The 15,594-nt window shown below is 42.3% G+C and carries 6 protein-coding genes; all 6 read right to left on the bottom strand.

Annotation, left to right across the window (positions count from 1 at the left end; translation table 11 throughout):
* Positions 1-19: 19 nt before the first annotated feature.
* Positions 20-10,504: a DUF11 domain-containing protein gene (locus ATB76_RS01510; protein ID WP_061034751.1), complete on the bottom strand. Its 10,485-nt coding sequence runs from the start codon at positions 10,502-10,504 to the stop codon at positions 20-22.
* Positions 10,505-10,942: 438 nt separating this feature from the next.
* Positions 10,943-11,668 (bottom strand): SDR family oxidoreductase, encoded by a 726-nt coding sequence (locus ATB76_RS01505; protein ID WP_061034459.1) that lies wholly within the window; start codon positions 11,666-11,668, stop codon positions 10,943-10,945.
* Positions 11,669-11,793: 125 nt separating this feature from the next.
* Positions 11,794-12,654, bottom strand: a complete 861-nt coding sequence (gene pstB / locus ATB76_RS01500) for a phosphate ABC transporter ATP-binding protein PstB (protein WP_179946825.1) — start codon at positions 12,652-12,654, stop codon at positions 11,794-11,796.
* Positions 12,651-13,487, bottom strand: coding sequence for a phosphate ABC transporter permease PstA (gene pstA / locus ATB76_RS01495; protein WP_061034458.1), 837 nt, complete (start codon positions 13,485-13,487; stop codon positions 12,651-12,653). The genes pstB and pstA overlap by 4 nt, the downstream gene beginning before the upstream one ends.
* Complete coding sequence (gene pstC / locus ATB76_RS01490) at positions 13,484-14,413, bottom strand: phosphate ABC transporter permease subunit PstC (RefSeq protein ID WP_061034457.1); 930 nt, start codon at positions 14,411-14,413, stop codon at positions 13,484-13,486. The genes pstA and pstC overlap by 4 nt, the downstream gene beginning before the upstream one ends.
* A gap of 51 nt (positions 14,414-14,464) precedes the next feature.
* Entirely contained in the window at positions 14,465-15,499 is a 1,035-nt protein-coding gene (gene pstS, locus ATB76_RS01485; RefSeq protein ID WP_061034749.1) for a phosphate ABC transporter substrate-binding protein PstS, read from the bottom strand.
* Positions 15,500-15,594 lie beyond the last annotated feature (95 nt).

The following is a 15,594-nucleotide window of genomic DNA, read 5'->3' as shown; positions in this document are numbered from 1 at the left end:
ATACTGTTCCAATGACTCACTACTCTTGCTCGGTGTCTTTCGCTTTGCGATGAACACTGAAGTTAAACTTCGTGAGCTTATTCGGGGTAATTCGCAACACTTTCGGGTTTTCGCTCACCACTTCCATCGAAGTCGGTAACGAGTCAGTGTCTAACTTCACTAGGAAGTTTTTCCCTTTCTTATTCAGTACCCATTGGTCGGGCACGTGGTAGCGTCCGTACTGGTCTGTATGAATGACGATGCCTTCCACCGTCATCAGCTTGACACCAGGTATCCCGTCTTCATAAACCCCTTTGTTCTCAATCACGATTTCCCACAAGTAGGCATCGCCATGTCGGTAGAGGTTTCTTGTGACGTTAAGATTCTCTGCACTTAGGCCGTTCTTTTTGTCTGATTCATGAGCAAACTTGATTTGGCCTTGCACATCAAATTCGATGCGTGAGCCACCGTCCGATGTGACGGTAAAATCAAAACTCTCACGAGTACGTGTTTTGAATTGAATCACGACAGATTTTGTTTCAGAGATGGTGCGGTTTATTGAGTGCCCCCAAAGATCACCCAATTCAACACCTTCTTGTACGGCTGAAATCACGTGACCATTGTCTTGCTCATCCTCAACCGACAGCTCTTTCCCATCGCGGACGACGATTGTAGAGCCAGCGATGTAGTCCTGTGTAGGCAAGTTAGCAATCAATTCCACATCAAATGCCGTCGCGTCTGCTTGGAAACCGTCTTTGTTGTGGTCTTCAAACACCTTACCAATGATGGATGAGGTATCGAATACCTTGTCCGGCTCTACGGTCACTTTGGCACTGTCTTCATTCGACACCGCAAGGCCATCGACTTTCGATACCGCGGTGTTGATGTAGTCACCAAACGTCACGCCCACGGAAACTCGCAGTAGGTAACGAATACGCAGCTTCTCGCCTGGGTCGAAGTTCAATGAGGTAAACAGCAACTTGCCCGTGTCTGATGGTTCGATCGTCAACACTCGGTCGTCTTCATTACCAAACTCACCATCTGGGCCACTCAACACCACTTCCGATGTATCAAGGATGTACTTGAAGCCGCCTGGGTAACGGTCTTCCACGGTGACGTTTTTGAAGTACGATTCATTGTTGTTTTCAACAATCACTTCGTATTCCACGGCATCGCCCACTTGCGCGGAGTCTTGCAACGCCGCTTTCGTTAGCAGAAGTTCACCACTGTTATCTGGGATCTTCTTTATGTGCGTGGTCACGCTGTCACTGGTTTGTGTACCGTCGGTTTCTGTCGCGGTAAAGGTGTTGGTGATGTCGTCATCCAAGCCTTTACCTAGCGTGCCTACAACTTCAAAGGCGAACGCATTACGTTTTTTCGACTTTAAGTTAACCGTTAAATCCAAATCTTCGCTTGCAAGGAAGGTATGGCGGTCAATCACGCTGCCGCTGTCGTCTACTTCAACACCTTCAATGGTCCAGTCGGTGAAGACTTTGTTACCCGCTTCATTTTGCAGATCACTGATTTCATCGGTTAGACGAACGTTAGCTGCGTTACCATCACCTTGGTTCGTCACGGCTAAGTAATAAGTCACGGAATCATCATCCGGTGTGTATTCCGGCTTATCAGAACGCTTCTCGACCACAAGCTCAGCAGGAACAGGCGGTAAATCCAAGGCTTCTACAGTGTCAGCCAAGTCAGCGAGGTCAGATATGCTTGGTCTTGCTGCCCGAGCCATCACTGCCGTAGTCGCTCTCGGATCAGATGTTAGGTCAAGGTAGTACCCCAAAACATCAATGTTGGTTAACATGTCTTCATTGACAGTCACAGTGAATGTATAGTCTATCTTTCCACCAGGAGAGATATCGACTAGAGTTGCTATATCTTGATCGTCGCTATAACTACCAGGTTGAGTTTCTACTCCATCCCAATCCGCACTTAATAACCAACTATCAAATGCAATAGCTCGGTCGCCATCAATATGGTCACCCATGACTTCACTAAAACGTGTATATATAGCTACGTTTTTAGCAATACCTCGGCCAATATTTTCAAGAACCAAATGATATTCAACTTGCTCTCCTGGAACGTAATATGGCGCGTCGGTAAATAGCTCAGCCTTAACTACAGCAATAACACTCTGTACGGGGGGACTAACAATGTCACCACCACCTACTGTTGCTGTATTTACAATGTTACCTGTCGCACTATCAACAACTGTGCCTTTCGCTCGAAAGACAACCGTACCTTTAGGAGCGATATCAACACTATATTCTGTTGGACTTATTTGTTCGACGTTACTGCCAATGCTTTCAGACTCAACAACTAAAGAAGTAGTTCCAGTAACAAAAGCAGGCCCTTCTGTACCATCAAAATAATCAACAATGATAGTCTCCATATCATCGACAACATGAAGATCGGCAATATAGTTATTTGAAACATTCTCTATCGTAATGAGAAATTCAAGTTCTTCACCAGGCTCGTACTCCGTTTGTATATTGGTTTTAGTCGCAATAAAATCTGTATCTTGTGGCGTTATAACCACTGAAGAATCTTGCACAGCACCGTTGTACAAAATACTTGCAGTGTTGGTGATATCAGCAATTGCGGTTGGTACAACTAATGCTCGAATATTGAAAGTAATCGAACTTTCAGGAGCAATATCCAATCTAACGTCGATATCTTCGCTCAATTCAAAAGTATTTTGCGATACGAACGAGAGTTCGTCAGACTGCTCATAGCTCACTTCCCATGCTTGAAATGCCGACTCCATGCTGCCACTCGCAGTTTCCACTGCAATATCACTTACGATGTCTTTCAAACTTACATCGGATGCAAACGCCAATGAACTATTCGTCACCTTTACGCTGTAGTTAACTAATCTAGTTACTTCGTACGTTGGAAAGTCGACTGTTTTATCAATGGTTACGGTAGCTAATGCAGCAGTGCTCAAGACACTAGCGTTTTTCGTCGAACCATTAAAGGTTGCTGATGCAGTATTAGTAATCTCACCGATAGCGCTCTCCGCAGTGTCTGCTTTAATAGTGAACGTCACACTATCGCCTGGCGCTATGTCAATCAAAGCATCTAAGTCCTCTCCTTTTGTAGGAGCAGGTACTGGAGTTTCACCCGTTGAAGACGTTGCCGATATTTCAATAGAGTTCGGGGCAAACGCAGCACCTGTAATACCTCCGGCTAATTCGGTTTCTATAGCCGTTACCGTATCTTGAATTTCTACGCCTTCAGCCCACGTCCCACCTTCATTACTAACATTGACCGTATATTGCAGCCTTTCTCCTGGCAAATATTCAACGTTATCCACGTCTTTAGCGATTTGAATATCTGTATCTGCAGGTCTATAAGTCGCCTCTGCGCGATACTCAACCCCGTCGCTATCTACAGTGACTTCGTTTGTAATTTCGCCTTTTGCTTTCTTGTTTACTTTATTTGTTACAACAAATGAGTAGCTATCTCCTGGGTGAATGCTGTATGTCGCACTATAACCTTGAGATGTATTAACCTCATTTTTACGCACATTAAGTTTTTGATCTCCACTACCACCCAGTTTTTCATCACTTATTACCCAGTTACCTGTAAAAGCAAGCTCCTGATCTGAACTGTTTGCAACATCCGTCATTATCGTATCAATCCGATCAATTAGGACTTGGTCAACCAAATACCCCTCGCCGTCATTCGCCAGTGTGATCTTGTACGAAACACCATTGTTTGCAGCATCTGAGGCATCAGTAACATCAGTTGCTCCGCTGCCAAACCCGTATAAACCACTTGGGTCCATTGTCTCTTTAATCAAAACCAAGAAACCAGGCTTTGGCGTTATGTATCCCTGAGCAAGGCTTACAGACTTGTCATATGCGGAAGCTCCACTCAAATCAGTAACATTAAGGGTATTGGTAAAGCGACCAATAGCATCATCCTGCACCTGAGCCTCAATATCGATCTGAATAACCGTAAACCTCTCACCAGTACCAGTGTCATTACGACCAGCAAGTTGCATCTCAATATCAATATTTTGATCAGTTTTATCTTTTAATGCATACAGTTCGGAGAAATCATTGGCACCAGATCCACTTGATATAGATGAGTTAAAGATCTCTTCGGCTTTTGTGATCTTCCAAGTACTCAAAGCTACTTTCGGTGTACCACCGACAGTATCGACCATGAAGTCATCAATCTTATCTACAAGACGAAACTTCGCTGGGTTAGGGTCGTTATTTGTCACTAAAATAGTGTATTTAACTGTACCTCCCGGAACATATTTCGGTGTACTTGTCGATTTCTGAATAAGAAGAACTGCAGTACCACCATTTAGAACAATGTCATTTGTATTGTTACCATTAATTTGGGCAGTATTTGTAATCGTTCCCGTAGCAGCCTCGTTCACTGTCCCTCGTACTTCAAAAGTAATTGAGTCTCCTGGTCGTAAGTCTACTTTTGCATTTAGAGGCACACTCCCATTGTAGTAGCCACTTATGTCGTAGCTACTTACTGGCAATGATGAGATAGATGTATTCCAAGCAGAGAATGCGGAGACACCATCAGATGTCTTTATATTGTCTATTGCATCAATGACACTCACATCATTAGCGATACTGTTACCGGTATTCTGCAATGTAATATGATAAACGACATCACCTCGAGGAGCATATTCACAGCCGCTACCATCGCTAGAAGGCAAAGTGCAACTCGCATCACCATCGGTATACTCTAAAGTTTTAAAGTAATTTAATGAGGCAGCTTCTGTTGGAATTGATTCTGATGTTGCCGATTTTCCATCTGCTACAACTCGGTTTGGTTCAATATCACCTAAAGCATCATCTCGAACGATTCCCTTTAAGTTAAAAGTTAGCGCTTCTCCTGCAGCTAAATCCACTTCGATATCAAGATTGCCAGATGGGCTATATGCTGGAACATATGTGTCTATATCGGAATCGATACCATTGCTTGTTGTATGACTAATAGCTCCAGAAACAAACGCGGATTTGTTTGTACCACCTATAACTTCAACACCAATATCAGTAACTGTATCTTGAATACGTACGTCATTTGCCCACCCATTTTCAGGGTTAGAAACAATAAATTCGTACTCAACCTCATCGCCGGGGACGTAGGTATCACCGACGCTAAACGACTTGCCATTAATGGAGACTACTTTTTTGTCTACATTGATGTTATTCGTTAATTGGAGCAGTATCGCTTTACGATTCTTACCATCATAGTTGGCGATATTTTGAATATCTCCTAAGGCATCTTCACGGATAGCGGCTGCGATGGTAAATGTAATACTCTCGTGAGGTGCTATAACAATATCGTTTTCAATATCGATATCTCTGCCAGGAACAAATCCAATAGCATCTGTGATTGAATCAACCTCTGCGTCTTTATCTAGAGAAACAAACCAAGATACAAAAGCATTACCCACTGGATCTCCACCAGATGTCGAGCTATCTTCTGCAATTCGAGTTTGAATAGTTGAAATGGTATCTTTGATTCGAGAGCCATACTCCGTACCATCACCGGTGTTCTCCAATAGGATTCGATAGAAAACCGTACTTTCTCCCATTTCCTGAGAATAGGTAGTCTTAGCTTTTGAAAAAGAGGCATCATAAAACGCTTTTTTACTAAAGTTAATTTTCGAATCAGCCATTGAAGATAATGGCGATACTGCATGAAACTTATCGGCTTCGGCTATGTATGCCGTATTCCTGAATGTGCCAACAGCCTTAGGATCTATGTGTGCACGAATAACATACCTCACATAAGACACACCACTACTAAAGCCATCAGCAGCGAGATCGAAGCTGGTATCAATCGCTTTGTCGTCAGCAATTGATCCATTCGTATCTGGGTTTGTTAAACCAGAATCATCCGAAAAGACCTCTATCGTCCAACTATCAAATGCCGGACCTTTTGTTCCGTCATAGTAATCAGTCTCGATTTGATCAATTTCATCTCGTAATGGCATATCATCAATATGGGCTAAAGATGCATTTTCTATAACGATTTCATACTCAACGTAACCACCAGGCATATAACCTGTTGCACCCAACATTTCATTTTCATCTACGTCATAGTAAGCAAGTATGTTCTTTTCGTAATTGATTTGACGAGCTTCTTGAGATATTTGGTGCGCTATCGTGTCACCATCTACCGTCAGTGTATTGGTAATTTCGCCATTTGATTGATCATTAATGGTGGCAACAACCTGATACTCTAAAGTAGCCCCCATCGGGATATCGACAGATAGATCTAGATCGGTATCTTTTGACGAATAAACATTACCAGCTCCAGCGCCTGCATCAACGTAACTTGCATCTACTCCGGTAGCACTAGATGTAATGTTCCAAGAAGTAAATGCAGGACCTGTACTCCCATCAAGCAATTCTGTCTCAATTTTTGATAACTCATCAATGATTGGGATATCGTGAGCATTACCAGCCCCATCATTTTCAATGATCAAACGATACGTAATCGTTTTAGCTGGCTCATAAACTTTTTCATCTGTCACTTTATCAAAATTAAGGTGGTAATCATTCGGTATAACCAATGTCTCGTGGTAGCGAATATTACCAACGGCATCAGGTCGAACAATACCTTTAACTGTGTAAGTTACATCTTCACCTTCATCAATATCGATCGTCGTCTTTATATCATTATTATTCGCGACAGTACCATCTTTAGTGCCATCTGTTGTCCCTAAATTTGTAGGATCACTTTTATCTACATCAACAGTAAATTGATTAGTGCCAGACACGTCATCGTAAAATGGGTTTCCTACGGTGCCATCTTGTAAGTCTACCGATATATCATTAATCAGCTCATTTACATCAACGTTATTACGATACCCATGTTCATCTTGTGAATTATATTCAATGATATACGTCAACTCATCACCAGGAGAGTAACGGCTAATATTTGTAGTACGTACAACTGTGCCGTTGTTATGTACTTGATGGTTCTCTGCAACAGCCCTTTTTACATACGCACAGGAAGCTGTACAACCCAAAGAATCCTTATGAATTAAGAATGCTTCATTGCGAATTAAGTATTCCTCTCCACTTTTTATCCCGTTTGAGACTGCATTGTCTTTGACGCGAGCTTTGATGTTTATTGTTACGCGATTTTCAGCTGGAAGAGATAACGGTATAATTACATCACTGGTGCTAGGTGTACTATAAGCCCCACCGTCGATAGCGTAAGACCAATTCTCAAATGGGTTTTGAGAATAAACATCTTCAGCTTCGTCATCTTTGTCGTTGGCTAATGTTGTGGTAATTTCACTCAGTCGATCGACTAAATACAGGTCATTTTCTGGTGCATCGTCATTATTACTAACAACAATTGTATAAATTAGATCTTCACCCGGTTTATAACGAACAATATCGGTTGTTTTTGAAATAGAAACATTCACATTATATGGGTTTTTACCATTATCTATTTGAGCTGAAGAATCATGCTCACGATCAGTGATAGGATCATAAACCTCAACAACATTAGATACTTGATCTAAGGAGTAATCATCTTTAACGATACCAGTGACTTCATAATGTACCCACCCATCCGGTGTGATATCTACATCGGTATTTATATTTTCATTATCCGCAACTTCATCATAACGAGAGCCCGGTTTGTCGACGTTATTTGAAGCAGTAATTGTCCAAGAAGAGAAGAAGTTCAAGGATTCAATATCATCTTTTACAGTCGCATCATTAGCATAGCCGTTACCTCGGTTATATACCCAGATATCGAATGTTGCAGGCATACCAACAGTAAATGCCGTCGATTGAGGTAGTTTGGAAACGACTAAATTCGGCTCTTCAGGATAGGTTGTAACTGTATCTGACAGATTGGCTTTGTCCCCTGTTACTGTCGCGGTATTTTTAAACGTACCCCAAAGAATCTCTGTATCAACACGACGATCCAATTTACCAACGATTGTGTAGGTAATAGTCGCTCCAGGTGGAATCTGTGCTTCGACATTTAAATCGTTATCGTCAGAAAATAAGCCAGGATCTGTAACAGCTTCAACCCAAGGGGAATCTGCTTCTTTTTTTGCAGAAATCTCCCAAGACTCAAAAACAGGCTTACTCGTCATAGAACCAGTTGGCTCAAGAAGCTCTGCCTCAATAGAGCTTATTTCATCTATTATATTTATGTTCGAAGCAAAACCATTACCTTCTGGGTTGGTAACAGTAATGGTATAAGTTACAGTGTCAGTCGTATCTGTATATCGGCTGCTATCATCGTTACCTTCTACACGCTTATCAAATAATAAATAATAATCTTTTGGATAGGCTCCGCGATCGGAATAAAGAACATTGTCCACTAAGACTGAATTTCGTATCTCGCCATCTGCAAGTGGGTTGACTAGAACTTCGATGCTGTAAATAATTTTTTCATGTGGTGCCAATGTTGCAAGTACATCTAATATTTTTTTGTTTGTTTGATTGCCCTCGATACTTCCACTAAAACCAGCATTGCTTACAGCTGAAATAGAACCATCTTCAGCATACGATACAGCCGTAATACCCCAACTCATATATGCGTTTATTGTTGAGCCATCAAATGATGTTGTTGTAACGGATGCAAGATCATCATAAACAGGTACGTTGATCGCGTAACCATCGCCATTATTTTCAACTGTAATAGAGTAGTTTAATGTTGAGCCCGCTGAGTAATAACGAGAATCAACCTCTTTCTGTACTTTAAGGTTAGGGTTTGGCATCTGAACGCCAGATCCAGACTCATGGATATTATCACCAAGACACGCATCAGGGCTTGCATCAACAATTTGACCAACGCTTGTATCGGAGACTTTCGCGGTTAATTTGTAGCTCACATAACCACTGGGAGCAATGTCCGCTTTAATATTGATATCATTCTTAGTCCAACTACCATAACTAAACGAACCGTAGTTAGAGCCATCTCCTGCTAAGCCATCAACTTCTAACTTCCACTCTGAGAAAGCAGGGGCTTGGGTACCATCAACTTGTTGGGTGACAATACAAGTTAGGTTATCTATGACCTCAATATTGTTGGCAAAATAGTTACTATCTGTGTTTGATACTAAAATTTCATAGATAACTTCATTTTCGCCTGTAATACCTGGTGTATAAGTCGAGTCTGAAGTAGTTTTAGTTCGATTGATTTGACTAGAAGACGAACTCAGAACGTTTTCAGTGTTTAGAACATTCGCAAAAACATCAGCAGAATCCGCACTACCATCGTTATCAAGAATACGCGCAGTCGCTTTTGGTATTTGCCCAATGGCAACAGGACTGACATCTACAGCGATTGTATAGAGGATTTCTTCACCAGGATAAATGGTAACTTTATCATTTAGTGGAGTATCTGACTCAGTACCTTTAGACGCTAATTCAGAAAGACTATTAGGACCAATACTGCTTACTTCATTAGTCCAAGTCTCATATGGATTACCACTTGTATCATCAGCATTTTTATTATCGCCTACGTCGTTACCAAGATCAGTAACTAAGCCATCTAGTAGCTGTTGAACAGTGTAATCATAGGCAATACCCGCACCTGACTCGTTTTGTACGGTTACCGTGTAAGTAAATTCATCTTCAACTAAATAGTCATCAGACTTATTTAAAGAATGGCTCAAACTTACTTTTGCTTCTGCTGGCGGAGTCGTTATTGAACTAGCCGAAATAGAGTCATCTCGAGTTTCAACCAACACACTACTGTTAACAATATCTCCAAGCAAATCTCCTGAAACTAAGCCACGTATGCTATAGGTTACAGAGCCTCCAACTGCAATAGTAACGTCGTCAGCTTGCAAGTTACCAGTTGAAGAAAAAGTTCCAGCATTAGTGCCTCCACCAACTGTGGTTGCGCTGTTTGAAACCGATGAAAAAGCAGGAACTAACGCGCCAGTTACATCATTTGATTTAATATCAGCGACCAAGTCAGTAACAGACATGCCTTTAATTATTGCTGTTCCAGTATTCGTAACCTTTAAAGAATACTCAAGAGATTGACTAACACTGTACGTTGTTCGAGAAACGCTAAGATCAACATCATGAGAATAGGCAACACGCTCATGACGAGTAGTATTAGAAGACTCCGTGGATAACACCCCTGAACGAACTGATGCTACATTCTCAATTGGACCATTTGCCTCATCAGACACTATTGCTTTGATCACATAGGTGACAACGCCACCGTCGCGAATACGAACATTAGTCGAAACTAAATCACCTGACGAATTGAAATCACCAGCAGAAGATAGAAATGAAGATGAAGCCGAAATTGACACACTTGAAAAAGCATTCACCAAACCTCCAGAATCTCCGGTAGTCTGAACACCCATCATGGGATCATTTACTTCAAGATCCGTGAGCATCCCTCCACTGTTATTGGTCAACGTCAAGGTATATTCAAGCACCTCACCGTTATCATACTGTCCACTAATTGGAGACATTTCTACATCTAAGCCTGCTATAGCAGCATTCGCTGACGCAGCTCCAAACGTAAACATAAGCATAAGCATCAAAATAAGATTACTTAATGTGCGTATAAAATGACTAAAATCTTTCGACATACTTACTTCTACTATCCAAGTCAGTTAGTTAAGAAAAACCAGAATTAATTAAAGCGAATTAATCAGCAGAAAAGTTTATCGAAGAGGTTTTAAATGCAGTCGGCATTTTCATAGCGAATAGTTTTTTAAATGCCTATTACGACCATGAAGAAAAACAATATGTAAGGCAGGATATAAGGGGGGTAGCATTCAAGGCATTGATATATAGCTACAACTTGCTAAGTCAGACCCAATGATTTTATAACTCTTTAGTTGATAAAAACTCATAAAACCGATCAATAAGCAATCAATTCAAAATCAGAAAAGGAAATTTTTGTTGACATGAAAGACTAGGAACGCGCTATTTCGAAGCATTCCTAGTCGATAGAAATGGGACTTTTCTTAATCTAGCAAGCTGTCTTGATAAATCATTTTTTTACTCATTCCACCATCAACGACCAAGTTATGGCCATTAATGAAGTCATTCTCTGGGTGCGTTAAAAAAAGACACGCATTAACAATATCTTTGGCTTTCCCTACTCGACCTGATGGATGCTGCTGATGGTCAAAGCTATCAAGCTCACCATACCCTTCAACCTGAATCCAACCGGGGCTAACCGCGTTGACGGTAATTGGTGTATCTGACAACGAAATGGCCATCGATTGTGTCATAGAGACCACACCACCTTTAGATGCGCCGTAAGCATCCCAACCTGATTCATTTTGATTCCAGCGCGTAGAGGCAATATTGATGATTCGTCCATAAGGCTGAGCATGATTCAATGCGATAAATCGTCGGGAACAAGCAAACGCGCCTTTGAGGTTGACATCAATCACACGTGAAAACTCTTCAAAAGTCAGCTGCTGAATGGGTTTGTTAAAGTTGGCGATCGCACCATTGTTGATGAGAACATCGACTTTGCCGTACTTTCTTTGGATCTCATCAAAAGCTTGTTCAATCTGCTCTGGTCGCCCTAAATCAACGAGGTGAAAATCCATATCTGGATTCTTATTGGGCGCAATGTCTAGCACGATAACTTTTGCTTGTTGCTCAAGGTAGGCAAGAGCAAAGTGTTGACCGATACCTTGGCTACCGCCAGTAATCACGACCACTTTATCTTTATACATACAGAGTTCTTAATTGTTTTTAATAACCCCAATTTTAGAGCCCAAACGCATAAAAAAATAGGCACGATTCTCGCAAAATCATGCCTAAAGAGTGCTGAGTCAACAGCCGCTATTGTTGTTATTCGTTATCCAAAATCACCAGAGATGTATCGCTTAGTACGATCATTATCTGGGTGGTGGAAAATTTTATCGGTCGTGCCATATTCTTCTAACTTACCGAGGTACATAAAACCGGTGTAATCAGAGATACGCATCGCTTGCTGCATGTTATGCGTAACGATAACAATGGTGTATTTCTCACGCAGCTCAGTAATCAAGGTTTCAATCGCTGCAGTCGCAATTGGGTCAAGCGCAGAAGTGGGTTCATCCATCAAGATTACTTCCGGCTCTAGAGCGATCGTACGAGCGATACATAAACGCTGCTGCTGACCACCCGACAAGCCATTTGCGTCTGCATCCAGCTTGTCTTTCACCTCTTCCCACAAATGCGCACGTTTTAATGCAGACTCAACACGATCTTTGATTTCTGCTTTGCTAAACGTACCTTGGATTTTGAGACCAAACGCCATGTTATCGTAAATCGACATTGGGAATGGTGTCGGTTTTTGGAAAACCATACCGACTTTAGAGCGCAACTCGTTAACATCGGTGTTGTTAAAGATGCTTTCGCCATCCAACAGGATTTCACCTTCTGCATACTGATGACCATACAAATCGTAAATTCGGTTCAAGGTACGAAGAAGCGTAGATTTACCACAACCAGATGGGCCAATAAGTGCCGTCACTCGGTTTTTGTAAATCGGCATGGATACCGATTTCAGAGCTGCATCTGCGCCTTTGTTGTAGTAAAAATTTAAATTTTGAATATCCATACGATGAGTCAGATTTGCTGTCACATCGTTGGTATTAATGCTGTCTACCAAAGTGCTCATAGTAGGTCCGTTCATGTTGTTTGTAGTGACTGGGTTTAAAGTTGCCGTGTTCATGCTCTTCTCGCTTTAAATAGCTGCGGCAACGAAGTCGCCAGTACGTTAACAATCAAAATAAAGATCGTGATAATCAGTGCACCAGCCCATGCTAGCTCCTGCCACGATGTGTATGGACTCATCGCAAACTGGTAAATCGTTACTGGCAAGTTTGCCATCGGTTGGCTCATGTCCGTGGTCATAAAACTGCTGTTTAGCGAGGTAAACAACAAGGGTGCTGTTTCACCCGAGATACGTGCGATAGACAATAGAATCGCGGTAATAATACCCGGTGCCGCAGCTCGGTAGCTCAGTTGAGTTATCACGCGCCATTTAGGGGCACCTACGCCACTGCCCGCTTCTTTGAGTGTTGGTGGAACAAGACGAAGCATCTCTTCTGTTGAAGCAACAATCACTGGCAATGCAAGTACCGCGAGTGCAATTGCCCCCGCCCAACCCGAGTAACCACCAGTTGGAACCACAATCAAAGCGTAAACAAACAGACCGACGAGAATCGATGGTGCGCTCATTAGCATGCCGTTAAGGAAGCGCAAAGACTCAGCGACCTTGTTATCTTTATCTGCCTCAGCAAGCCAAGTACCAGCCAGAACACCAATCGGTGCTGCGATTAAAATGCCCAAACCAGTCAGCATCAAGCTACCAATTAGTGCGTTTTTCAAACCACCTTGGCTGCCAGGACCTGGCGTCAGTTCAGTGAAGGTAGCCAAACTCAAGCCCTTCACACCTTCACCGACAAGCGTGTACAAAATACTGGCAAGAACAAAGACACCGAATGCAGCTGACAAAGAACAAAACGCTAAGAAACTAAAGTTCTTTAATTTTCTAGTATTCATGATGACTTCCTTAGTAAACGTCGAGCAAAGCCCATCACGAAGAAAGTGATAATAAAGAGCACGACGCCAAGCCCAATAAGTGAAGCGATATGAATTGGGTCTGTCGCTTCGTTAAATTGCTGAGCAATCGTCGATGAAATTGAGCTCGCTGGCATAAAGAATGAGAACTCAATACGACTCGCACCACCGATAACAAAAGCCACCGCCATTGTTTCGCCAAGTGCTCGCCCTAGGCCAAGGATGCCAGCACTCACCGTTGCATTTTTCACTTTTGGGATAAGAACTTTGGTGATCACCTCAAATGGTGTCGCACCTGTTCCATACGCCGCTTCACGAAGAACATCAGGAACCGATTTAAGTGCGTCACGCGTCAATGACGTCATGATTGGCAAAATCATAAATGAAAGGATAATGCCCGCCGCTAACAAACCGATGCCAATCGGTGGCCCATTAAACCAGCGACCGATCAAAGGAATATCAACTAAATGCATGCCTGCCCACATTTGGAACCCTTCAGAGAACCATGGAACAAAGACAAACAATCCCCACATACCATAGATAATGCTTGGTACGGCAGCGAGTAGCTCAATAGCCTTACTCACTGGCTGACTTAACCATTTAGGTGCTAGTTCAGCGAGGAACACTGCCGTACCTAACGCGATAGGTGCAGCAATAACAATAGCGATGAAAGAAGTAACAAGTGTGCCGTAAATTGCCGAGGCAGCACCAAATTGACCATTAATAGGATCCCAAATATCTCTAAATACAAAGCCAGGGCCAATTTCTTTAAAAGCAGGCCATCCACCTTCAATTAGTGATAATAAAATACCAGTTAGAGTCACAAAAATTAATAAAGCACTCGCGAAACTCAATTTATTAAAAACCGAATCACCATTTACTTTATTTTTAATAGCTAATGTAGTCATAATATTTTATTCAGTTGTCTGAAGAATATATTCCCCAGACAACTTAATTAATTATTGAATAATCGCTTGGCCGTCTGATTTCAAACCATTTTTCCAAGTTTCGTTAACCATGTTAACTACCTTGCTTGGCATTGGGATGTAATCTAGCTCTTCCGCAAGCTCACCTTGATCATAGCTCCACTCAAAGAACTTCACGATTTCTTTTGCTTTGTTCGCATCCGACTGGTCTGTGTGCATTAGGATGAATGTAGCAGCCGTCATTGGCCAAGAATCAGCACCTGGCTGGTCGTTCAGTAGCAGGTGGTAACCTGGTGCATTTTCCCAATCAGCGTTAGCTGCAGCTGATTGGAAAGTGTCCATGCTTGGATTTAGGAACTTGCCTTCTTTAGATTGCATTTGTGTGTAAGCAAGGTCGTTTTGCTTAGCAAATGCGTATTCCACATAACCGATCGCTCCGCGAGTTCGGTTTACGAAGTTTGCGACACCTGCGTTACCGTTCCCGCCAATTGTTGTTGCTTTCTTTGGCCATGTGATGTCTTTACCAACACCAATAGATTCATGCCATTCAGGGCTTACGCGGTCTAGGTAATCAGTAAAGTTGTAAGTCGTACCAGAACCGTCCGAACGGTGCACTACGTAGATAGGTTGATTTGGTAACTCCACGCCTTCGTTTAGCGCTGCAATCGCCGGGTCATTCCAATTCTTGATGTTGCCTAGGTAGATGTCAGCAAGCACTTTACCTGTTAGCTTGACTTCACCAGCATCGATGCCAGGGATGTTTACTACAGGAACAATTGCACCCATCACCATTGGGAACTGAATCATGCCCTCTTTGTTCAACTCTTCAATGGTCAACGGCGCATCTGTCGCACCAAAGTCTACTGTGTTTGCTGTGATCTGACGGATACCACCGCCAGAACCAATCGCTTGGTAGTTAATCTGAACGCCCGTTTCCTTTTGGTATTGCTCAGCCCACTTCGCATAAATTGGATGAGGGAATGTCGCACCAGCACCATTGATCGTTGTTTTGGCAGCAACGCCAAATGATGCTGCAACCAGAACTGAAGACACTAGAGCTGATTTCATGAATTTCACAATATATCTCCGATATAATTTAGCGATTAAGTTGGGCTAATAAAAAAGCAACATTTAATTAGCCTAGATTAGTTTTAGTGTTCAAG

The organism is Vibrio sp. MOR3 (genome assembly GCF_001557775.1).
GTDB lineage: Bacteria > Pseudomonadota > Gammaproteobacteria > Enterobacterales > Vibrionaceae > Vibrio > Vibrio jasicida.
This window is presented reverse-complemented; position numbering and strand designations above follow the sequence as displayed.